The sequence below is a fragment of the Streptomyces sp. NBC_01669 genome (assembly GCF_026339735.1).
Taxonomy (GTDB): Bacteria; Actinomycetota; Actinomycetes; order Streptomycetales; family Streptomycetaceae; genus Streptomyces; species Streptomyces yanii.
Genome location: NZ_JAPEQG010000001.1, coordinates 2,536,032 through 2,557,409, shown reverse-complemented (window position 1 = coordinate 2,557,409; position 21,378 = coordinate 2,536,032). Strand labels below are relative to the sequence as shown.

The 21,378-nt window shown below is 69.9% G+C and carries 21 protein-coding genes and 1 pseudogene; 16 read left to right on the top strand and 6 right to left on the bottom strand.

Going from position 1 to position 21,378, the window contains the following annotated elements; all coding sequences use genetic code 11:
* Nucleotides 1-945: 945 nt before the first annotated feature.
* Both OG972_RS11135 and OG972_RS49570 read left to right on the top strand, forming a co-directional pair.
* On the top strand, nucleotides 946-2,169 hold the full coding sequence (locus OG972_RS11135) for an MFS transporter (RefSeq protein WP_266980610.1): 1,224 nt from the start codon (nucleotides 946-948) through the stop codon (nucleotides 2,167-2,169).
* Nucleotides 2,170-3,032: 863 nt separating this feature from the next.
* Nucleotides 3,033-3,584, top strand: a pseudogene (locus OG972_RS49570) (MFS transporter); the annotation flags it as partial.
* On the opposite strand, the gene OG972_RS11130 reads toward OG972_RS49570, so the two are convergent.
* The 3 genes from OG972_RS11130 to paaI are packed head-to-tail and all read right to left on the bottom strand — an operon-like array spanning nucleotide 3,557 to nucleotide 5,898.
* Nucleotides 3,557-4,126, bottom strand: coding sequence for a TetR/AcrR family transcriptional regulator (locus OG972_RS11130; RefSeq protein ID WP_266990410.1), 570 nt, complete (start codon nucleotides 4,124-4,126; stop codon nucleotides 3,557-3,559). The pseudogene OG972_RS49570 and the gene OG972_RS11130 overlap by 28 nt on opposite strands.
* Nucleotides 4,127-4,165: 39 nt before the next feature.
* A complete protein-coding gene (paaK, locus tag OG972_RS11125) occupies nucleotides 4,166-5,512 on the bottom strand; it encodes a phenylacetate--CoA ligase PaaK (RefSeq protein WP_266980608.1) in 1,347 nt (448 codons plus the stop codon).
* A complete protein-coding gene (gene paaI, locus OG972_RS11120) occupies nucleotides 5,509-5,898 on the bottom strand; it encodes a hydroxyphenylacetyl-CoA thioesterase PaaI (RefSeq protein ID WP_266990408.1) in 390 nt (129 codons plus the stop codon). The genes paaK and paaI overlap by 4 nt, the downstream gene beginning before the upstream one ends.
* 137 nt (nucleotides 5,899-6,035) lie before the next feature.
* Between paaI and paaN the strand changes: the two genes are divergently transcribed.
* The 11 genes from paaN (at nucleotide 6,036) to paaE (ending at nucleotide 14,912) form a co-directional block, all read left to right on the top strand.
* Nucleotides 6,036-7,745: a phenylacetic acid degradation protein PaaN gene (paaN, locus tag OG972_RS11115; protein ID WP_266980606.1), complete on the top strand. Its 1,710-nt coding sequence runs from the start codon at nucleotides 6,036-6,038 to the stop codon at nucleotides 7,743-7,745.
* Complete coding sequence (locus OG972_RS11110; protein ID WP_266980605.1) at nucleotides 7,745-8,968, top strand: thiolase family protein; 1,224 nt, start codon at nucleotides 7,745-7,747, stop codon at nucleotides 8,966-8,968. The genes paaN and OG972_RS11110 overlap by 1 nt, the downstream gene beginning before the upstream one ends.
* A 5-nt stretch (nucleotides 8,969-8,973) precedes the next feature.
* On the top strand, nucleotides 8,974-9,714 hold the full coding sequence (locus OG972_RS11105; protein ID WP_266990406.1) for an enoyl-CoA hydratase/isomerase family protein: 741 nt from the start codon (nucleotides 8,974-8,976) through the stop codon (nucleotides 9,712-9,714).
* The gene (locus OG972_RS11100) at nucleotides 9,711-10,568 is read left to right on the top strand and encodes a 3-hydroxyacyl-CoA dehydrogenase family protein (RefSeq protein ID WP_266980603.1); all 858 of its coding nucleotides are present in this window, start codon (nucleotides 9,711-9,713) and stop codon (nucleotides 10,566-10,568) included. Before OG972_RS11105 ends, OG972_RS11100 begins: the two co-directional genes overlap by 4 nt.
* Nucleotides 10,569-10,635: 67 nt before the next feature.
* Nucleotides 10,636-10,800, top strand: a complete 165-nt coding sequence (locus OG972_RS11095; RefSeq protein WP_266990404.1) for an enoyl-CoA hydratase-related protein — start codon at nucleotides 10,636-10,638, stop codon at nucleotides 10,798-10,800.
* Nucleotides 10,801-10,858: 58 nt separating this feature from the next.
* Nucleotides 10,859-11,098, top strand: coding sequence for a hypothetical protein (locus OG972_RS11090; protein ID WP_266980601.1), 240 nt, complete (start codon nucleotides 10,859-10,861; stop codon nucleotides 11,096-11,098).
* A gap of 82 nt (nucleotides 11,099-11,180) precedes the next feature.
* Nucleotides 11,181-12,167: a 1,2-phenylacetyl-CoA epoxidase subunit PaaA gene (gene paaA, locus OG972_RS11085; RefSeq protein WP_266980599.1), complete on the top strand. Its 987-nt coding sequence runs from the start codon at nucleotides 11,181-11,183 to the stop codon at nucleotides 12,165-12,167.
* Nucleotides 12,164-12,457: a 1,2-phenylacetyl-CoA epoxidase subunit PaaB gene (gene paaB, locus OG972_RS11080; protein WP_266980597.1), complete on the top strand. Its 294-nt coding sequence runs from the start codon at nucleotides 12,164-12,166 to the stop codon at nucleotides 12,455-12,457. Before paaA ends, paaB begins: the two co-directional genes overlap by 4 nt.
* Before the next feature lie 9 nt (nucleotides 12,458-12,466).
* Nucleotides 12,467-13,297 (top strand): 1,2-phenylacetyl-CoA epoxidase subunit PaaC, encoded by an 831-nt coding sequence (paaC, locus tag OG972_RS11075; RefSeq protein ID WP_266980595.1) that lies wholly within the window; start codon nucleotides 12,467-12,469, stop codon nucleotides 13,295-13,297.
* Entirely contained in the window at nucleotides 13,291-13,797 is a 507-nt protein-coding gene (gene paaD / locus OG972_RS11070) for a 1,2-phenylacetyl-CoA epoxidase subunit PaaD (RefSeq protein ID WP_266980593.1), read from the top strand. Before paaC ends, paaD begins: the two co-directional genes overlap by 7 nt.
* The gene (gene paaE, locus OG972_RS11065; protein ID WP_266980591.1) at nucleotides 13,797-14,912 is read left to right on the top strand and encodes a 1,2-phenylacetyl-CoA epoxidase subunit PaaE; all 1,116 of its coding nucleotides are present in this window, start codon (nucleotides 13,797-13,799) and stop codon (nucleotides 14,910-14,912) included. Before paaD ends, paaE begins: the two co-directional genes overlap by 1 nt.
* A gap of 342 nt (nucleotides 14,913-15,254) precedes the next feature.
* On the opposite strand, the gene OG972_RS11060 is transcribed toward paaE, so the two are convergent.
* From OG972_RS11060 to OG972_RS11050, 3 genes are all read right to left on the bottom strand, one after another.
* Entirely contained in the window at nucleotides 15,255-15,761 is a 507-nt protein-coding gene (locus tag OG972_RS11060; protein WP_266980589.1) for a hypothetical protein, read from the bottom strand.
* Between the two features lie 272 nt (nucleotides 15,762-16,033).
* Nucleotides 16,034-17,671: an MFS transporter gene (locus OG972_RS11055; protein WP_266980587.1), complete on the bottom strand. Its 1,638-nt coding sequence runs from the start codon at nucleotides 17,669-17,671 to the stop codon at nucleotides 16,034-16,036.
* Nucleotides 17,672-17,898: 227 nt separating this feature from the next.
* Entirely contained in the window at nucleotides 17,899-18,675 is a 777-nt protein-coding gene (locus OG972_RS11050; RefSeq protein ID WP_266980586.1) for an IclR family transcriptional regulator, read from the bottom strand.
* Between the two features lie 71 nt (nucleotides 18,676-18,746).
* Between OG972_RS11050 and OG972_RS11045 the strand changes: the two genes are divergently transcribed.
* Genes OG972_RS11045 through OG972_RS11035 form a run of 3 tightly spaced genes read left to right on the top strand, consistent with a single transcriptional unit; the run spans nucleotide 18,747 to nucleotide 21,366 of the window.
* Complete coding sequence (locus tag OG972_RS11045; RefSeq protein ID WP_266980585.1) at nucleotides 18,747-19,907, top strand: cupin domain-containing protein; 1,161 nt, start codon at nucleotides 18,747-18,749, stop codon at nucleotides 19,905-19,907.
* Nucleotides 19,908-19,909: 2 nt separating this feature from the next.
* Nucleotides 19,910-20,737 (top strand): fumarylacetoacetate hydrolase family protein, encoded by an 828-nt coding sequence (locus OG972_RS11040; RefSeq protein ID WP_266980583.1) that lies wholly within the window; start codon nucleotides 19,910-19,912, stop codon nucleotides 20,735-20,737.
* Nucleotides 20,734-21,366, top strand: coding sequence for a maleylpyruvate isomerase family mycothiol-dependent enzyme (locus tag OG972_RS11035; protein ID WP_266980581.1), 633 nt, complete (start codon nucleotides 20,734-20,736; stop codon nucleotides 21,364-21,366). Before OG972_RS11040 ends, OG972_RS11035 begins: the two co-directional genes overlap by 4 nt.
* The last annotated feature ends 12 nt before the right edge of the window (nucleotides 21,367-21,378 follow it).

Genomic DNA, 21,378 nt, shown 5'->3' with positions numbered 1-21,378 from the left:
CGGCGACCTCGCTCCGCTCGAGGAGCTGAGGGCGGCGGAGCTCGGCACCGGGCGGCGGCCAACCGCAGCCAGGGCCCATCGAGGCGGAGTTGATGCCCGCGCAGACCCGAGGTCGGTTGTAGCAACTCCTGGGGGTCGTGTTCAAGAACGGCACCGGGATCCGCAGTTGACTGACGAACGTCCTGGAGCCCGAGCTGGTCCGTGCAATGACCGGGCACGGCACTGCTGTGGTGCAGGAGTCGGTGGCCGGCGTCCCTGCACGACTTGGCAGACCTAGCCCGGCCGGGTAACACGGGTGGTGTGAAAGGCTGAGCGGGACGCTCCTGAGGTAGCACTCTTGTCTGCATGGGCGCGAGGGAGTGCCGCGCCGGCCGGAGATGACGCTCATTTGACGCTCCGAGTGTCCGCAAGGCCCCTCCGGGTAGGCGAAAACCGGTGCTGACCTGGGACTATGTAAGGTCTCGCATCTTGCGACATGGTTTCGATGACGCATCATGTGGAGTGCGTGGCGATTCTGGAGCCTGCTGCCAAGGGTTCCTGACCTGCGGTTTTGCGGCGCGGGTGGACGCTCGACCTGTTTCCTTCGGTGCAGCGGGTCGAACGGACAGACCGATGCCTGGAGGTGGCTTGACCTGCGGTTTCGTGGTGGCAACGACCGCAGCAGTGACGATTTCGAGGCCTCGTCCGAAGGTTCTTGACGCTCGGATGACGCTTGCTTCGGGGCTCTGGACCAGCCGCATGGCTCTGGTCGCCGAGGCGAGCACGAGGCGATTTCGGTATCGCAGACCACGCCAGGTAGCTCAGTAACCGTCTCGGGCAGAGGCAGAAGAATCCTGCTGAGGGAGGTCCGGCCCTGATCCGCCGGCCCTCCAAGGCCGGCTGCTGCTGTTCGTCCTCGCGACGGTCACGACGCTGGGCTCGGTCGTCGGCAGCCTGGGAACTCAGTTGATTCCGTCCATAGCTACGGAGTTCGATGTTTCCCTGGGCCCCGCCCAGTGGTCGCTGACCTCTACCATGCTGGTTTCCGCCGTCGCCACACCCCTCATCGGTCGCCTCGGAAGCGGACGGCGACGACGGCCGACGCTGCTCTGCGGACTCGGCGCTGTAACGCTCGGTCTCGTCCTGGCGACGTGCGCCCCGAACTTCGGGCTCTTCCTCACCGGGCGGGCGCTGCAAGGCGTCGGGATGGCTCTGACCCCGCTGGTCATGGCGGTGGCTCGCGACCAGATGCCGGCTGAGCGTCAGAGCAGCGCTATTGCGCTGCTGTCCGTGACGACTGTTGCAGGGCTGGGGCTCGGCTATCCCCTCACTGCCTTGGTGGCCGATCTCTGCGGATTGCGTACGGCGTACGGTCTGGGCCTGGCTCTCACGATAGTCACCTCTGTCCTGGCCTGGCGCTTCGTGCCCCGCTCCGAGGGCGGAGCCACGGCCCGGCTCGACTGGACGGGGGCCCTACTGCTCTCAGCAGGCGTGACAGCTCTTTTGCTCCCTCTGTCGCAGAGCCAAACGTGGGGCTGGACCTCACTGCCAACTCTGGGTCTGGGTGCGGCTGGAATCCTGCTTTTCACCGCCTGGGTGGGACGGTCGCTGAAGCCCACCGAGCCACTGGTCGATCTCAGGCTGGCAGTGCGCCCGGGGCTCGACGGGCCCAATCTGGTCGGTCTCCTCGCCGGCATCGGCATGTACGCGCTGTTGACCCTTGGCGTCCTCCTGGTCGGCACGACGGAGGAGGCCAGTGGTTTCGGCCTCGGCGAGTCGGCCATGGTGACCGGTCTGTCCCTCGTCCCGTACTCGCTGATGAGTGTGCTGGGGAATCGAGCCGCACGTGCGACGTCCAGACGGATGGGCACACCGCTCCTGTTGCCAATCGGCTGCGGAACTTACCTGGTCGCATCCGTCGGGATGGCTCTGGCACACGACCATCTGTGGCAGGGGCTGCTCTGGCTGGCGGTCGGGGGCGTCGGGAGCGGGTTCACGATCTCGTCACTGCCTGCACTGATGGTCCCTCATGTCCCCACGTCCGAGACAAGCAGTGCCCTCGCCTTCAATCTCCTTCTTCGTAACCTGGGAATGACCGTCGGCAGTGTCCTGGGCGTGGGACTCATCAACGCCTTCGGCGGGGGCGAGAGCGGCTTCCGCGACACTTTCCTGGTGGTGGCGGGGCTCTGAGTGCTCACCGGCTTTGCGGTGGTTCTGCTGGCCCGCCGGGCGCCTTCTCCGATGAGACGCCAGGCTGCGGACGATCCTGCGGGTCTTCCGGCCTGAACGGCCGGCGAGTGGCCTCGGATCGGAGAGCGGACGTGCCGGAGCGTGGCCGCCCGGCCCGGGGGCCAACGGACAGCCTCCGATCCTGTCACTTTGCCGGGCATCGGTCTGCGGACACGTCCGCAGACCGCGGGGAGACACCGTCGGTCGCTCAGGCACGACTCCATCATCTGTGCGAGTCGGAGCGCCATCGCTGCGGCTACCTCGGGAGAGAGGACGTGATCATCTTCATTCATGCGTATCCGGCCCCGAAGAGGCCGAGTCCCGCGGTCAAGGATTCAACCAGGCGGTGATGTGTCGGCGTCGGGCCCGAGTTGTTGAGGATCTGATTCTCAGTTCCTTCTGGATCCGCGCCGCCGGCGGGTCAGGTCGATCGCGTGGTACGGCATTTCCGATGGATGTGGTTCACGGGCCCACCCCTCCGAGGGGCCAAAAGAGTATGCAGAACTCCAGGGCTGCCCATATGCGCTGCCTTTTCCTCAAATCGGCAGTTGGGCGGCTTTCTGGGGCTGCAGGCATCCAGCCCGAGCACTCCGATGCACCCCAAGCGCACGACCAGCGCCGATCGATGGCGATCCGTCAGCTGCAGGCGAACAGGAAGCAGGCTTTCAACTTCGGTTCCGTGATGTGGAAAAAGTGCCTGGCGCGCTTGTGATGCGGGTCGTATTTTCCTCGCCGATGCGCCTCTCTGGCGGCCAACGCAAAGGGGCGCCAGCGTCAACGTCAGCACTGACGACAGAAAGGGCTTACGCACCGTCGTATTGCGCATGCCCGGCCGACACGTGTTCACCCGTGGGTCGATATCTGCCCCAGTCAAAATTGGAGCATCCATGTCAGCAGCTAAATCATCTTCTGTCCCCGCATCAGCCTCGGCGGTGGATCGCCGCATCGCTCGACTCCCGATCGGGGAACGCATGGTCTTGGCGATCCTCAGTGCGGTGGTCGTGATCTCCTTCGATGCGGAATCGCTGTCGTTCATTCCGCTCTTCGGCGCGATCAGCGCCGAGTACAACATGACGGCCGAACAGGTCGCGTTCTCTCTGGGGATCGTGGCCATCGTGGGGGCAGCGACAGGATCCGCGATCTGCCGGATCGGCGACATCATTGGGCTTCGTAAGGTCTTCCTGCTCGCGCTGCTTGCAGTCGTGATCGGCAATGCGCTCTGTGTGTTCGCCCCGGGATCACATGTTTTCGTCGCCGGGCGGGCAGTGGTGGGTCTGAGCCCGACGATTCCGCTACTGATTGCCATCCTGAGGACGCGCAGCCGCAACGAGTCAGAACTGAACATGCTCTACGGCGTCGTCACGGGGTCTGTTGGGGTGGGCACAGCGATCGCGTTCCTCGTCAGCGGCCTCACCATCCACTGGGGTGGGGCAGCCCGCCACGGGATCGCGGTGGTCACGATCATGTCGTCGCGTACGCCGCCCTCGGCAGCGGCGCGTACGACCAGGTCGGCGACCCGATGGTCGAACTCCCGGCGCCGCGCGAGCGCCCGCCGCTCGGTGTCGCTGTTGCCGTGCACCCGCAGCAGCAGGGTGACGTAGGGCAGCTCCGAGGCGAGCACCTCGACGCTGCGTCGTACGACGTGCCGCAGCAGGGCGGTTGCCGACGTGTACGGTGCTGGGCCCTCGTCCAGCACGGCGAACAGCGCGTCCAGAGCACGGGTGACGGCGAGTGAGAGCAGCTCTTCCTTGCCGGCGACGTGGTGGTAGATGCTGGACTTGCTCAGGCCGAGGCGCCGGGCCAGCTCCTCCATGCCGGTGCCGTCGTAGCCGCGCTCGTTGAAGACCGCGACCGCGACTTCCAGGAGGGAGTCACGGTCGTAGGCGGGCCGCTCCCCGTGCCGTGCGGGATGTCCGATGGGCGTCTTGCCCCCCGGCCATTGTCGCAAGGTGACGGATCACGCCGTGCGCTGGTCCTTGATCCTGCGGAGTTTGCCGAGGGAGCGCTCCAGGCTCTCCGGCTCCACGATCTCCACTTCCACGCTCACGCCGACGCCGTCCTTGACTCCCTTGGCGATCGCGCGGGCGGCCGCTTCGCGCTGCTCGGGCTCCGCGCCGGGCTCGGCCTCCACACGGACGGTCATGTGATCCATTCGTCCCCTTGTACTCAGCTGGATCTGGAAGTGCGGGGCGACGCCGGGGGCGCGCAGCACCACCTCCTCGATCTGGGTCGGGAAGACGTTCACCCCACGCAGGATGATCATGTCGTCGCAGCGGCCGGTGATCTTCTCGATACGGCGGAAGGCGGGCCGGGCGGTGCCGGGCAGGAGCCGGGTCAGGTCGCGGGTGCGGTAGCGGATGATCGGGAGCGCCTCCTTGGTGAGCGAGGTGAAGACGAGTTCACCGCTCTCACCGTCGGCGAGGACGTCATCCGTGAACGGGTCGACGATCTCGGGGAGGAAGTGGTCCTCCCAGACGTGCAGGCCGTCCTTGGTCTCCACGCACTCCTGTGCCACGCCGGGGCCCATCACCTCGGAGAGGCCGTAGATGTCGACGGCGTGGATGTCCATGCGCTCCTCGATCTCGCGGCGCATCTCCTCCGTCCACGGTTCGGCGCCGAAGATGCCCACCTTGAGGGAGGTGGAGCGCGGGTCCACGCCCTGGCGCTCGAACTCGTCGAGCAGGGTGAGCATGTAGGACGGGGTGACCATGATGATCTCGGGCTTGAAGTCCTGGATGATCTGCACCTGGCGTGCGGTCATGCCCCCGGAGGCGGGGATGACGGTGCACCCGGCCCGTTCGGCGCCGTAGTGCGCGCCCAGGCCGCCGGTGAACAGGCCGTAGCCGTAGGAGATGTGCACCTTGTGCCCCGGACGGCCGCCGGCGGCGCGGATCGAACGGGCGACCACGTCCGCCCACGTCGACAGGTCGTTCTCGGTGTAGCCGACGACGGTGGGGCGGCCCGTGGTGCCGCTGGAGGCGTGAACACGGCGGACCTGGTCCATGGGTACGGCGAACATGCCGAACGGATAGGTGTCGCGCAGGTCGGCCTTGGTGGTGAAGGGGAACCGGGCCAGATCCTTGAGTGTGTGGCAGTCGTCGGGAGTCACGCCGGCCTGGTCGAATTTCCTGTGGTACAGCTCGACGTTGTCGTAGGCGTGCCGAAGCGTCCGGCGGAGGCGGCGCAGCTGGAGGTCCTCCATCTCCTCCCGCGACATCCGCTCTGCATCGTCCTGCAGTTCCGCCGGCAGAGGCTCACCGCGGCGGGGGCGGACGTCCATCTGTGCGTTCGGTTCGCTGATCATTGCGGCTCCTTCGATTCCGTGCTTCGGATGCTGCGGCTGCGGCCGCGGAACTCCGCGATCACCGTCTCGCCGCGGATGACGCTGACGTCATAGATGCCGCTGCGACCGAAGCGGGTGATCTCGCGAGCGGTGGCCGTCAGGACGTCTCCCTCGTGGGCGGGCGCCACGAAGGTGACGTCCGCCCCGGATGCGACGGTGATGGGTCCGTGGCTGTTGCAGGCGCAGGCGAAGGCGGTGTCGGCGAAGAGGAACAGGTATCCGCCGTGGGCGGTCCCGTGCCCGTTGACCATGGATGCCGTCACGGTCATGCGCAGTACTGCGGTTCCCTCGCCGTGCTCCAGCAGTTCGATGCCGAGAAGGCGTGAAGCCTGGTCCGCGGCGAACATGCGCGCTGTCGACTCCGAAATCGTGGGCGTTGTTTCCGTCACGGTTTACACCACCTTGTGTCCCGACCGAACATTCGGTTAGCGTCGGCATGGCCAAGTAATCAAGCCATGCCAGGGCCTGTCAAGAGGTGAGTCATATGCAACACGCAGCCACTGAGGTGCCCGACTTCTTCGCACGTCATCGCACCCTGCTGGAGCAGGCGGTGGCTGCGACGGAAAGCCGGGAGCACTGGACGCCCTATCCCGAGTCGCCCAGCAAGTCGGTGTACGGCGAGGACGCCGCCGGGCTGGGTGAGGCGGCCTTCCGGGAACAGATCGGCAGGCCGTTCGACCTGCCCGGACATCCGGGGGAGGGACGCGTGGCGCCCGAGGAGCGCTCCCCGTACGGCTTCCCGCTGGGCATCAGCTACCCCCGGCTCTCCCCGACCGCGGCCGTGGCCGCCGCCAAGGACGCCACGGCAGCCTGGCGTGCGGCCGGCCCGGACACGCGCGCCGGCGTCGCTGCGGAGATCCTCGCCCGGCTGAACGCGGCGAGCTTCGAGATCGCCCACGCGGTGCAGCACACCACCGGCCAGGCGTTCGTCATGGCCTTCCAGGCGGGCGGCCCGCACGCCCAGGACCGGGGCCTTGAAGCCGTCGCCTACGCGTGGGCGGCGCAGAAGAAGCACCCGGCAGCCGCCCGCTGGAGCAAGCCGCAGCGCAAGGGCGACGCCCTGGTGCTGGACAAGAAGTTCAGCCCCGTCGGCCGTGGTGTCTCACTCCTCGTCGCCTGCAACACCTTCCCGACTTGGAACGGCTATCCGGGTCTGTTCGCCTCGCTCGTCACCGGCAACCCGGTCGTGGTCAAGCCGCACCCAGGTGCCGTGCTGCCCCTGGCGATCACCGTGCGCATCGCCCGCGAAGTGCTGGCCGAGGCGGGCTTCAGCCCTGACCTCGTCCTTCTGGTCGCCGAGGCGCCCGGCGGCCGGGATGCCGCCACGCTCGCCCTGGACCCGGACGTGCGGATCGTCGACTTCACCGGTTCCACCGAGTTCGGCGACTGGCTCGAGACCCACGCCCGCCAGGCAGTCGTGTACACGGAGAAGGCCGGCCTGAACACGGTCGTGCTGGACTCGACCGACGACTACCGCGGTCTGCTGGGCAATCTCGCCTTCTCGCTGTCGCTGTACAGCGGACAGATGTGCACGACCCCGCAGAACCTGCTGCTCCCGCGCGAGGGCATCGCCACCGACCAGGGCCGACGGACGGCCGACGAGTTCGCCACCGACCTGGCCGCAGCCCTGGACCGGCTGCTCGGCGACCCCGCGCGTGCCGCCGGCACGCTGGGCGCGATCGTCAACGACGGAGTGCGTGATCGGCTGAAGGACGCGGCCGGCGTCGGTCGTACGGTGCGGGCGTCGGCGTCCGTCGAACACCCGGAGTACGCCGAGGCGGACGTGCGGACGCCGCTCGTGGCACGGCTGGACGCGGAGGCCGACCGGGAGGTGTACAGCAGGGAGTGGTTCGGGCCGGTGTCGTTCGTGATCGGCACCGACTCCACCCGGCACAGCCTGGAGCTGTTCCGTGCGATGGTGCGCGCGCACGGGGCGCTGACCGCCGCCGTCCACTCCACCGACGAGGATGTGCTGGCCTCCGCCGAGGAGGCCGCCCTCGACGCTGGTGTCCATCTGTCCGAGAACTTCACCGGGCAGATCTTCGTCAATCAGTCCGCCGCCTTCAGCGACTTCCACGGCAGCGCCGCCAACCCCGCAGCCAGCGCCACCCTGTCCGACGCGGCCTTCGTCGCCGGCCGCTTCGCCGTTCTGCAGTCCCGTCGTCCCGTCGTCACCGCCGAGGAGTCCGTCTGATGCCCGAAGAGGTCTACCTGATCGACGGAGCCCGCACCCCGCAGGGCCGTTACGGTGGCGCACTGGCCTCCGTCCGTCCCGACGACCTGGCTGCCCTCGTCGTCGGCGAGGCCGTACGCCGCTCCGGCATCCCGTCCGAGGCCGTGGACGAGGTGATCCTCGGCGCGGCCAACCAGGCCGGTGAGGACAACCGGGACGTGGCCCGTATGGCAGTCCTGCTGGCCGGGCTGCCGCACACGGTGCCCGGTTACACCGTCAACCGGCTGTGCGCCTCGGGCCTGACAGCCGTCGCCTCGGCAGCCCAGGCGATCCGCGCCGGCGAGGCCGACCTGGTCGTGGCCGGCGGCGCGGAGTCCATGACCCGTGCCCCGTGGGTCATGGAGAAGCCGGGAACCCCCTGGGCCAAGCCGGGCCAGGTGCACGACACGTCGCTGGGCTGGCGGTTCACCAACCCCCGCTTCACGGCCGCCGACCGTGCCGTCCCCGCAGGTGCCGGACCTGAGACAGCGATGGTCACCCTGTCGATGGGGGAGACCGCGGAGGAGGTCGCTGCCCTGGACGGCATCACCCGTGCCGAGTCCGACGCCTTCGCTCTGCGCAGCCACCAGCGAGCCGTTGCCGCCCAGGAGGCGGGCCGCTTCGACCGCGAGATCGTGCCCGTCCCGGTCAAGGACGGCGAGGTCATACGGGACGAAGGGCCCCGCCCCTCCACCACGCTGGAGAAGCTCGGCACCCTCCGCACCATCTTCCGCAAGGACGGCATCGTCACCGCCGGCTCCTCCTCGCCGCTGTCCGACGGCGCCGCCGCCCTCATCGTGGCGAGCGCGGCGGCCGTGGACCGGTACGGGCTCACCCCGCGGGCGCGGATCGTCACCTCGGCCTCGGCCGGCGTCCAGCCCCACATCATGGGTCTCGGCCCGGTGCCCGCCACCGAGAAGGCCCTGGCCCGGGCCGGATGGCAGGCGGGGGACCTCGACGCGGTGGAGCTGAACGAGGCGTTCGCCGCTCAGGCCCTGGCGGTGATGCGCCGGCTGAAACTCGACGAGGACAAGGTCAACGCCGACGGCGGCGCCATCGCGCTGGGCCATCCGCTCGGCTGCTCGGGCGCCCGTATCCTGCTCACCCTGCTGGGCCGCCTGGAGCGGGAGGACGCCCGCAGGGGGCTCGCGACGCTGTGCGTCGGCGTCGGCCAGGGCGTCGCGATGCTGGTGGAGCGGGTGTGAACGCCATGACCTACGAGACCCTCCTGGTCGAGGAGCGCGACGACCGAGTGATCGTCACGCTGCACCGGCCCGACGCCCGCAACGCCATCAGCGGCCGGATGATCGCCGAGCTGCACGACGTCTGCGACGAGCTGGAACGTCGGCCGAAGCTGCTGTTGCTCACCGGGCACGGCCGCGTTTTCGCGGGCGGCGCCGACATCGCAGAACTGCTCGAGCGCGGCCGGGACGAGGCCCTGCAGGGCATCAACAGCCGCCTGTTCGAGCGGGTACGGCGCCTGCCGATGCCGACCGTCGCCGCAGTCGACGGCTGGGCCCTGGGCGGCGGTGCGGAACTGGCCTACGCGTGCGACCTGCGCATCGCCGGGCCCGACGCCGTGTTCGGTAACCCCGAGCCGGGGCTCGGCATCCTCGCCGCTGCCGGGGCATGCTGGCGGCTGCCCGAGCTGGTCGGCGAGTCGGTCGCCAAGCAGGTGCTGCTCGCCGGGCGGAATCTCGACGCGCAGGCGGCCCTGGCGGCCGGGCTCGTCATCGACGTCGTGCCGGTCGAGAAGCTGCTCGACGAGGCGCACGCGCTGCTGGACCGCATGGCCAGGTCCTCGGCCACGGCCCTGCGCCTGACCAAGCTCGTCGTCGACTCGCCGGGCGCCCATCCGGTCGCCGACGACCTGGCCCAGGCCTTGTTGTTCGAGGGCGAGGACAAGAAGGACCGCATGACCCGCTTCCTGGAGAGGAGGAGCCGAGCATGACAACCACCGCACCGGCCGTCGTCGGTGTGATCGGCGGCGGCCGCATGGGCGCCGGCATTGCGCAGTCCTACGCGACCGCCGGCTCCGCGGTCACCGTGGTCGAGAGCGGCGCCGAGGCCGCAGCCGCGGCCCTGGACCGGGTGGCCACGGGACTGAAGCGGGCCGCCGAACGCGACCTGCTCACCGAACCCGCGGACGAGATTCTCGCCCGGGTGTCCACCGTGGAGTCGGTGGACGCGTTGCCCGCCGAAGCCGACCTGGTCGTGGAGGCCGTCCCGGAGGACTCCGCGCTCAAGGCCCGCGTCCTCGCCGCCGCCGAACAGGCGGTGAGCACTACGACGGTCCTGGCCAGTAACACCAGTTCTCTGTCCGTCACCGAGCTGGCCGCCGTCCTCACCCGGCCCGGCCGCTTCCTGGGCATGCACTTCTTCAACCCGGTGCCCGCCTCGGACCTGGTCGAGATCGTGGTGGCGCCGGGCACGGACGCCGCCACGGTCGAGGCGACCTTGCAGTGGACGCGCTGCCTGGGCAAGAAGGACGTCGTCGTCAAGGACTCGCCCGGCTTCGCCAGCAGCCGCCTCGGCGTCACCCTCGGACTGGAGGCCATCCGCATGGTCGAGGAGGGCGTGGCGGAACCCGAGGCCATCGACGACGCGATGCAACTCGGCTACAAGCACCCCATGGGTCCCCTCCGCCTGACCGACCTGGTCGGCCTGGACGTGCGCCTGGCTATCGCGGAACACCTGCACGCCACGCTGGGCGAACGATTCGCCCCGCCGCAGCTGCTGCGCGAGAAGGTCGCCCGGGGCGAACTCGGCCGCAAGACCGGACAGGGGTTCTACGCATGGCGGTGAGCGAAACGGCGCAGGCCGACGAACGCACCGTCGAGTACACCCTGCGGGACGGCGTCGCCGTCATCGAATAGCGTCGGCCGTCGAGGGCGCCTGCGTCGGCGCCGGTCTCGGCCTCGCGCTCTGCGCCGGCCTCCGGGTGGCCGCCCAGGGCGCCCGATTCTCCACCTCGTTCACCGGGATCGGCCTGGCCGCCGACAGCGGGCTGAGCGGCGCTCGCGGGCAGCCGCCCTGATGCTGCTCGGTGACCGCTTCGACGCCGAGGCGGCCGAGCGGCGGGTCTCGTCCACCGCATGGTGCCGGACGGCGCCGCGACCGAGCAGGGCCTCGGTGTGGCCCGGCGCCTGGCCACCGGCCTCAGCGCCGCGTATGCCGAGGTCAAGACGCTGCTCCGGGCTGCGGCCGGCGGCGACCTGCCCGCACTGCTGGAGGCGGAGGCCATGGTGCAGGAGCGGCTCGGGCGGACGGAGGACCACCGTGCCGCCGTCTGCGCCTTCCTCGATGGCCGGCCACCCTCCTTCACCGGGAACTGACCGCACTTCGGCACTTGCCAGAACCCAGGAACCTCGTCATATCATCGACCGAACGAACGGTCGGTAGGGATTGGTGGTACGGATGACTGCACAGCAGGCCGGCTCGTCGGCCGCACTTGACGCTCCTCCCGCGCTGCAGGAGCACTTCGAGTCGACGATCGCGCGGGACCAGCGGATCGAGCCGCGTGACTGGATGCCCGACGGCTACCGGAAGACGCTGATCCGGCAGGTGGCGCAGCACGCGCACTCAGAAATCATCGGCATGCAGCCGGAGGGTGAGTGGATCACGCGTGCGCCGTCACTGCGCCGCAAGGCGATCCTGTTCGCCAAGGTGCAGGACGAGGCCGGGCACGGCCTGTACCTGTACTCGGCGGCCGAGACGCTCGGCGCCGACCGCGCGGACCTCACCGAGCGACTGCTCGAAGGGCGCCAGAAGTACTCGTCGATCTTCAACTACCCGACGCTGAGCTTTGCCGACGTCGGGGTGATCGGCTGGTTCGTGGACGGCGCGGCGATCTGTAATCAGGTGCCGCTGTGCCGCTCCTCGTACGGGCCGTACGCGCGGGCGATGGTGCGGATCTGCAAGGAGGAGTCGTTCCATCAGCGGCAGGGCTACGAGCTGTTGCTGACAATGATGCGCGGCACCGAAGCCCAGCGGGAGATGGTGCAGGACGCGGTGAACCGCTGGTGGTGGCCGTCGCTGATGATGTTCGGCCCACCCGACGAAGACTCGCCGAACTCCGCGCAGTCGATGGCCTGGAAGATCAAGCGGCACAGCAACGACCAGCTGCGCCAGCGGTTCGTCGACATGACCGTCCCGCAGGCCGAGAAGCTCGGCGTGAATCTGCCCGACCCACAGCTGCGCTGGAACGAGGAGCGCGGCCATCACGACTTCGGCACCCCGGACTGGGACGAGCTGAAGCGCGTCATCACGGGCGACGGGCTGTGCAACACCCAGCGGATGGAGCGCCGCCGGACGGCTCACGAAGAAGGCGCCTGGGTGCGCGAAGCAGCGACCGCACACGCGGCCAAGCAGGCAGCGAGCGCGAAGAAGGGAGCGGCGGCATGACCTCCGACAAGCACGGTTGGCCTCTGTACGAAGTGTTCGTGCGCGGCAAGCGCGGACTCAACCATGTTCATGTCGGCTCGCTGCACGCTGCCGACGACGCGATGGCGCTCACGCACGCGCGCGACCTGTACACCCGCCGCAACGAGGGCGTCAGCATCTGGGCGGTGCGCAGCGAGCACATCGCGGCCTCTACGCGCGACGAGAAGGATCCGTTCTTCGCGCCCAGCGCCGACAAGGTTTATCGGCACCCGACCTTCTACGACATCCCCGACGACGTCCCCCACATCTAGGAGCAGGGCATGAGTGACGACCACGTCTACATGACGCTCGCCGAGGGGCACGAGGACGACGCCCGCTGGGCCTACGGCACCGGTTTCGAGGATCCGCTGCACGGGGTGAGCTCCGCTGTGCCGGACGGGGTCGACCGCGCCGAACTGGCCGCGCTGTGCTTGGTGTTGGCCGACGACGCCCTGGTCGGTGCCCAGCGCCTGGCCGAGTGGACCACCCGCGCACCCGAGCTGGAGGAGGAGGTGGCACTGGCCAACATCGGGCTCGACCTGCTCGGCCAGGCCCGCCTCCTCTACGCCCGCTGCGGTCAGGTCGACGGCACGGAACGCGGCGAGGACGCCTACGCCTATTTCCGTGACGCGGACGACTTCCGCAACGTGCGCCTGGCAGAACTGCCCAACGGCGACTTCGCGTTCACCATCGCACGGCTGCTGGTATTCGCCAGCTGGCGCCTGGCCCACTTCGAGCGGCTCACCGCCTCGGCCGACCCGGTACTCGCCGCCATCGCGGCCAAGGGCGTGAAAGAACTGACCTATCACCGGCAGTACGCGGCCGAGTGGGTCGTCCGACTCGGTGACGGCACCGCGGAGTCCCACCGCAGGATGCGCGCCGGCCTCGACGACGTGGCCGCTCACCTGGGGGAGTTGTTCGAGGCCCACGACGCGCGGACCGAGGTCCTCGCCGTGCTGCGACAGGTCACGACAGCGGCAGGGCTGCCCCTGCCGGACGTACCGCCGCAGACGGCCGGCTCCGGCCGCGAAGGCAACCACACCGAACACCTTGCCCCGCTGCTGACCGAGCTGCAGAGCGTGGCCCGCGCCCACCCGGAGGCGACATGGTGACCGTGCTCACGGACGCCCGGCGCATCGCCGAGCAGGTGCCCGACCCCGAACTGCCCATGCTCACCCTGGCCGACCTCGGAGTGTTGCGGGACGTGACGGTGGCCGCCGACGGCACGGTCGTCGCCGCACTCACGCCGACCTATTCCGGCTGCCCGGCCATGCCCGAGATGCGGGCCGGTGTGGCGGCGCGGCTGAAGGACGCCGGCTATGAGCGTGTGGAGGTCCGCACGGTCCTCGACCCCCCGTGGACCACCGACTGGATCACCCCGGAGGGGCGCCGCAAGCTCGCCGAACACGGCATCGCACCCCCCGGACCCGCACCGCGCCCGTCGCCGGGGCCCGTGCCGCTGAGCCTGTCCGCCACCCACCGAGCCGTGTCGTGCCCTCGCTGCGGCGCCACCGACACGGAGGAGACGTCCCGCTTCGGCGCCACCTCCTGCAAGGCGCTGTGGCGCTGCCGGGCCTGCCAGGAACCGTTCGAGTACGTCAAGGAGATCTGATGGAGGACCTGTTGGCTCCCGAAGCCGCCGCCCTCTCCCCGGTGCGGCGGGCGCGCCGCCGCCCCGCCTTCCACGCCTTGAAAGTGGCGGCAGTGCAGCGGCTGTGCGACGACGCTGTCGCGCTGAGCTTCGACATCCCCGGTGAGCTGGCCGAGGAGTTCGCCTTCGCACCCGGCCAGTCGCTCACGCTGCGGCGCGAAGTCGACGGGCGGGACGAGCGGCGCTCCTACTCGATCTGCTCCCCGGTGGGTGCCCGGCCCCGCATCGGGGTGCGGGTGGTGCCCGGTGGACTGTTCTCGTCCTGGTTGGTGAACGAGGTGAGGCAGGGCGACACCATCGAGGTGATGGGTGCGACCGGCGCCTTCACCCCTGATCTGTCCACGCCCGGACAGCACGTGCTCATCGCGGCCGGCTCGGGCATCACCCCGATGGTCTCCATCGCCGAGTCCGTCCTTGCCGCGGACGACCGGTCCCGCGTCACCCTCTTCTACGGCAACCGGCGCACCGACTCGGTGATGTTCGCCGACGAACTGGCCGACCTGAAGGATCTCTACCCTGCCCGGTTCCAGCTCGCGCACGTACTGTCCCGCGAACCGCGCGAGGCCGAACTGCTGACCGGCCGTCTCGACGCCGACCGGCTGGCCGCGCTCATCGACGGCCTGGTCGACGTTTCCGAAGCCGACCACTGGTGGCTGTGCGGCCCCCACGGCATGGTCCTGGACGCCCAGAAGGTGCTTGCCGAGCTGGGAGCGCCCAGTGACCGGGTCCACCAGGAACTCTTCTTCGCAGGCGAGGAGCCCGCCGCCGTACGCCACGAGGAGCCCTGGGCCGACGGACCGGTCAGCCAGGTCACCGTCGTCCTGGACGGCCGCTCCACCACCTCCGCACTCTCCCGCGAGGCCACCCTTCTCGACTCGGCCTCCCGCGTACGTCCCGACCTGCCATTCGCCTGCAAGGGCGGCGTCTGCGGTACCTGCCGCGCTCGGGTCACCGAGGGCGAGTCGGACATGCGGCGCAACTACGCGCTGGAACCTGCCGAGGTCGACGCCGGGTATGTGCTGACCTGCCAGACCTTCCCTGTCTCCGACAGCCTGACCGTCGATTTCGACAGCTGAGGAGCAGATGTCGAACCCTCGTCCCGAAGTCGCTCAGGGTGTGGGCACGCTCCGTCCGGACCGCCGCGCATCCCCGAGCTGGTGGTCGCGGTCGTCACCGGGTACGCCCTGGGCGGCGGCAGCGAGTCGGCGTTGTGTGCGGACTACCGCATCGCCGTCTCATGGACCGTGTCGTCTCCCGCCGCCGAGGTGTACGCCGAGGCGCACGCCTGGGCCGCGAGGGAGGGGTGGCGAGTTGGGGAACGGGTTGGTTCATGGCGCCGGCCTGACGGCCGGGCGCGGGTCGATGCGAGCAGGTGCCGGGGAGGCGGGCGGCACACCGCGCGCGGTAGCGGTGCTGCCTCATGCCTCGTCAGCGGCGGTGTAGCCGAGGGCGGCACGGTTGATGTAACGGTTGCCGAGGTCGGGAATCGGCGCGGGTGCCGGCTTCTGCGTGGCCTTCGCTGTGGACTTCTTCGCGGCCGCCTTCTTGCCGCCCGCCCGCGCGGCGGGTATCGACTTCGGCTTCTTGGTGCTCTTGGCGGCCGTCGTGCCACGTGCCTCGAACTTCTTCCGCAGCAGTGAGAGCTGCTCGCGTTCCTGCGTGGTCTGGTCGGCGGGAAGAGCGTTGACGAGGGCTCGGGCCCGGCTGAGCATGTAGCGCGCCTGAGGCCGGCGCTTGGCGTTGATCGCCATGCGTATCACCTCGATGGTTTGCTGCAGTGCCTTGATCTTCGCGGCCTGGCGCCGGGGCAGCGGGAACTCGGCCCCGCTTCCACGGCGCTGCCCGGCGGCACGGGTACCCCAGTCGGCGCCCGAGGTCAGCACGACGGCCGAGCGGGGGTTGCTGGTCTGGCTTCGACGTACCACGGGGCGTTGGTTCCTTGGCTGGGGCCGACGGAGGCGGAAGACGACGTCGCTCACGTTACCGTCCGGCTTCGTTCGGAGCTGGCTGGTGCCGGGGCGAGCACCTGTACGGCCGGGGACGAGAGCGGTGAACACCGGTACGTCTGCCGGAGCGGGGAGGGACCTGCCGGGGCCGGGGCCGGGGCCGGGGCCGGGAGCGCGGAGGGCACCGGCCGTCATGGCCGGTGCCCTTTCGCGTGCGCAGCTCCGCTCGGGGAGTCCTGCGGCCGGTCCGCCTACGTGGTGAGGGCCGATTCCGGTCTGCCGTCGCGTCCGTGCGGCAGGGGTACGGACTCCTCGTTCTCGGTGGAACGTTGGGCGTGGACCCCGATCATGCCGACGGAGGTCAGCACCGCGGCGACGGCGGCCGCCACGCCGCACACCAGGAACGCGGTGCTGAAGCCGCTGCCCAGGGCGTCCAGGGCCAGACCGTGCGCTGCGGATCCCGGGGCGCCGGGCGGCAGGCTGTTCACGGCGATGGGCCCTCCGGCCTCGGCGATCCCGCGTGCCGCTGCCACCTGACCGGCCGGCAGGTCCGCGCCGGACACGTTCGCCACGAACGACGACCCCGCGTTGCTGAGGGCGACCGCGCCGACGACGACAGGGCCGAGCGCGAAGCCGAGGTCGCGCAGCATGTTGGTGGTGGCGCTGGCCATGCCGGCCAGGTTCAGGGGCACACTGTTCAGCGCCACGGCCGTCACCGAGCTGACGGTCAGGGCGAAACCGATGCCGACCAGCAGGGCGGGCGCGACGAACGCGCCGAGTCCCGGGTCGGTGACGTCCAGCCGGGTGAACAGCAGGCAGCCGATCGCCATCAGGACGAATCCCGAGGTCAGCAGCCAGGACGCGGCGACCCGGTGGAGGAGCCGCGAGACGACCGGGATGAGCAGGAAGGCGGGCCCCTGGAGGAGCAGGAAGAGGATGGCGACGCGGATCGGGTTTTGATGCTGCACCGGTCCCATCCACATGCTCATCGCGAAGCAGGCGCCGAGGAAGGCGAGCATGCCGATGACGGCGACGACGGACGACACGGTGAAGGCCCGGTTGCGGAACAGCCTCAGGTCGAAGATCGGGGATTCGGCCCCCAGCTCCACCACGACGAACCCGGCGAGGAAGCATGCGCCGAGGGCGAAGGCGAGGATGACGGGAAGGGTGGTCCAGCCCGACTCGGGCCCCTCGACGGCGCCGTACAGCACCAGGATGAGACCGAGGGCGAAGGTGATCTGACCGGGTACGTCGAGCTTGCGGCCCTCGGGCGACTTCGACTCCGTGGCCAGCACCAGGGTGAGCACCATGCTGACCAGAGCGAGTCCGACGAGCACCCAGAAGGAACCGCGCCACGATCCGACCTTGGCGAACATGCCGCCGAGCAGAGGTGAGACGGCGGCGCCGGCGGACAGGAAGCCGCTCCAGACTGCCACCGCGTGCGCCCGTTCCCGCATGGTGCGGGTGACGGCGGTGATCGCGGTGAGCGAGGCGGGGAACATGGCGCCGGCGCCCAGTCCGTTCAGGGCGGCGCCGATCCACAGAACCTGGACGGTGGGTGCGAGCGCGGCCACGACACTGCCCACGGCGACCATGCCCGTGCCGACCACGATCAGCCTTCGTCGTCCGAAGAGGTCGCCGAGCACACCGAAGGTGAACTCGAAGCAGACCACGGCGATCATGAACGCGGCCGTGATCCAGGTCAGCTGGGAACCGTGCGTGTTCAGGTCCTGCTGGAAGAGTCCGAGGAGCGAGGCCGGTAGCGCGTTCGCGACCTGGGCCACGAAGACCGCGCAGCAGGCGGCAGCCAGTGTTCCCGCGTAGCCCGGTGTCCGGGCGGCCCCCGCGGTTGGGCCCGGGGACGTCGGCATCCCGTTGTTGAGCGTCATTGCTGTTCTCCCTGGCTGGGAAAGGTGGGCGTCCCGGAAGCGGGAGCCCTGAGAGCGTGGAAGGGCTCGGCTCTGCGTGCGCGGTGGGGGAGAGGGGCACGACGCGAGTCGGGCGCGATGTCGTGGAGAATGACATTCGCTTTACGCCACGTCAATGATGTGTGCACTATCCCAGAGAAGCGATCTTGCTGTAAGGCGGGCGACCGCTCTGTCGTGTCGCCAGGGGCTCAGTGCTGCTCGGTCAGGTCCTTCTCCAGGGAGTGCGCCGTGGCGTTCAGAGCGGCCACCAGGGACTGGAGGCGGTGCGGGTCGTAGCGCACGCTGGGCATCGACACCGACAGACCGGCCAGCGCGGTGCCGTCCTGGTCGCGCACCGGTACGCCGACGGCGACGAGACCGCGTTCGGATCGCTCCTTGTTGACGGCGAACCCGTTGCGGCGCAGACGCCTGAGCTCCGTCCGCAGCCGGGCGAGATCCGGCCGATCGGCGGGACGGTCGCGGTAACGCTCGGGGGCGTAGACCTCCTCCAGTTCCTCGTCGGTGAGGTCGGCGAGCAGCAGCAGTCCCGCCGTGGTGCGGTGGGCCGAGAACACCATGCCCTCCCGGGAACCGACCCGCAGCGCCTGCCGGCACTCGACGCTGGCGATGAACCGGGCCGTGTCCCCGGTGCGCACGATCAGGTTCGTGGTCTCGTCCAGAAGATCGACGACCCGGTGCAGATGGGGCAGAGCCGCCGCGCGCAGCCGCGACACGAGGGACTGCGAGTGCGCGGCGAGTTCCAGCACCGGCCCCGCACGGTAGATGCGGCCCTCGTCCTGCACGGCGAAGTCCCGGTAGACGAGCATCGCCAGGACCCGGTGGGCTGTCGACCTGGCGACGCCCAGCCGCTCGGCGATCTGCGACACGGTCGCGCCGCCCTCCATCTGCAGGATGGTCGCCGCTCGCAGCGCGTGGTCCACGCTGGCGATCGGGTACGGCGGCGGTGTCTTGAGCGGTTTGTCCATGGCATGCCCCTTCGGATTCTGCTCTCCAGAATCTTCATGTTCTCCTGGAAGACACAGTGCACGCTGGGCCTGTGACTCAGTCCTCCATCGCCCACGACATCGCCTCGGGTTCCCCGGTCCGGCTGCAGGCCGTCTCCGCGGAGGGGCAGCCCGAGGTCACCCCGGCGCTCGAAGAGCTGTACCGGGGCTTCGAACAGGAACTCCTCGTCCCACTGTGGACCGAGATCGGCGACCTGATGCCGGCCCACCCGCGCTCGCGCGCCGTGCCGCACATGTGGCGCTGGCAGCGGCTGCGGGACCTGGCAGCCCAGGCCGGCGACATCGTCCCGGTCGGCCGTGGCGGTGAGCGCCGGGCCATCGCGCTGGCCAACCCGTCCCTCGGCGGACGGCCCTTCGCCACCCCGACGCTGTGGGCGGCCATCCAGTACCTCATGCCGGGCGAGGACGCCCCCGAGCACCGCCACACCCAGCACGCCTTCCGGTTCGTCGTCGAGGGCTCGGGCGTGTGGACGGTCGTCGGCGGCGACCCGGTGCCGATGAACCGCGGCGACTTCCTCCCGCAGGCGGGCTGGAACTGGCACGCCCACCACAACGCCACCGCCGAGCCCATGGCCTGGATCGACGGACTGGACATCCCCTTCCAGTACGCCACCGAGGCGCAGTTCTTCGAGTTCGGCCGCGACGAGATCAGCGACGCCGAGCGGATCACCCCGGAGCGGTCGCGCTCCGAGCGCCTGTGGGGCCACCCGGGCCTGCGCCCGCTGTCGGCCGCCCCGGCCACCCCGGGCAGCCCGCTGCTCTCCTACAAGTGGGAGTACACCGACGCCGCCCTGCGCGACCAGCTGCTGCTGGAGAAGGAGGGCTTCGGCGGCACCGTCGAGCCCGGCCACGCCGCGGTGCGCTACTCCAACCCGCACGACGGCTCCGACGTGCTGCCGACCATCCGCGCCGAGTTCCACCGCATCGCCCGCGGCGCCGAGACCGCGCCGGTCCGCGAGACCGGCTCGTCGGTCTACCAGGTCTTCGACGGCTCCGGTGTCGTGACCGTCGGGGAGAAGTCCTGGACGGTCAGCCGCGGCGACCTGTTCGTCGTCCCGTCCTGGGAACCGTTCTCCGCCAGGTCCGAGGCCGGCGGGACCGACTCCGACGAGGGCGGCCTCGACCTCTTCCGCTTCTCCGACGCGCCCGTCTTCGAGGCGCTTCAGCTCAACCGCACCCAGAAGGACGCCTGACCATGAAGCTCGCCACCATCCGCACCGCCGACGGCACCCGGGCGGTCCGCCTCGACGGCGACATCCACGTCGACCTCGGTTACACCGACCTGGGTGAACTGTTCGCCGAGGCCGACTGGCAGGCCGAGGCCGCCGCCGCCTCCGGCACCACCTACCCGGTCGAGGGCGCGGACTTCGCGCCGGTCGTCCCGAACCCGTCCAAGGTCGTCTGCGTCGGCCACAACTACACCAACCACATCAAGGAGATGGGGCGGGACCTCCCCAACTACCCGACCCTCTTCCCGAAGTTCGCCGACACCCTCATCGGCGCGAACGACGACATCGTCAAGCCGGCCGAGACCGACGCGTTCGACTGGGAGGTCGAACTGGCCGTCGTGATCGGCAAGCAGGTCCGCCGCGCCGACGAGCAGCAGGCCGCCGACGCCATCGCCGGCTTCACCGTCATGAACGACATCTCGGTGCGCGACTGGCAGTTCCGCACCATCGAGTGGACCCAGGGCAAGATCTGGGAGGCCTCCACCCCGGTCGGCCCCTACGTCGTCACCCCCGACGAGGCCGGCGGCGTCCGCCCCGCGCTCGAGGTCAAGACCGTCGTCGACGGGCAGGTCATGCAGCAGGACGACACCGGCACGCTGCTGTTCGACCCGGTCTTCCTGGTGCAGTACATCTCCACCGTCATCACCCTGCGCCCGGGCGACATCATCGCCACCGGCACCCCGGCCGGCGTCGGCAACGCCCGCGACCCCAAGGTCTTCCTACTCCCGGGCCAGACCGTGGTCACCGAGATCGCGGGCCTGGGCGCCTGCACCAACAAGGTGGTCGCGGAATGACCGACGCCCCGCGGACGTTCACCGACGCGCGCGAGTGGGCCCGTACCGGCACCGAGCTGGTACTGGCCGCCGTCGAGGATCTCGACGAGGCCGGCTTCGCCGCCGACAGTCTGCTGCCGGGCTGGACCCGCAAGCACCTGGCCGCGCACGTCGCCGCCAACGCCGACGCCCTGTGCAACCTCGTGCACTGGGCGGCAACCGGCGAGGAGACGCCGATGTACGCCTCCCCCGAGGAGCGTGCCGCCGGCATCGCCAAGGGCCCGGCCCTCTCCGTCGGCGAACTGCGCGCCTGGCTGGCCGACTCGGCCCGCCGGCTCGGCACGGACCTGGACGAACTGACCGACGAGCAGTGGCAGAACAAGGTCGTCACCGCTCAGGGCCGTACCGTCCCCGCCACCGAGTTGCCCTGGATGCGGTCCCGCGAGACCTGCGTCCACGCGGTCGACTTCGGCACCGGCGTCACCTTCGCCGACCTCCCGGCGGGCTTCCTGTCCGCCCTGGTCGACGAGATCAGCACCAAACGCGGGCTCACCGAGCTGCCCGACGGCCCTCTCCCCGAGGTCGCCGCCTGGCTGGCCGGGCGGCCCCACACGCTTGCCGACGCTCCCGAGCTCGGCCCGTGGCTCTGAGAGTTGAGGAAG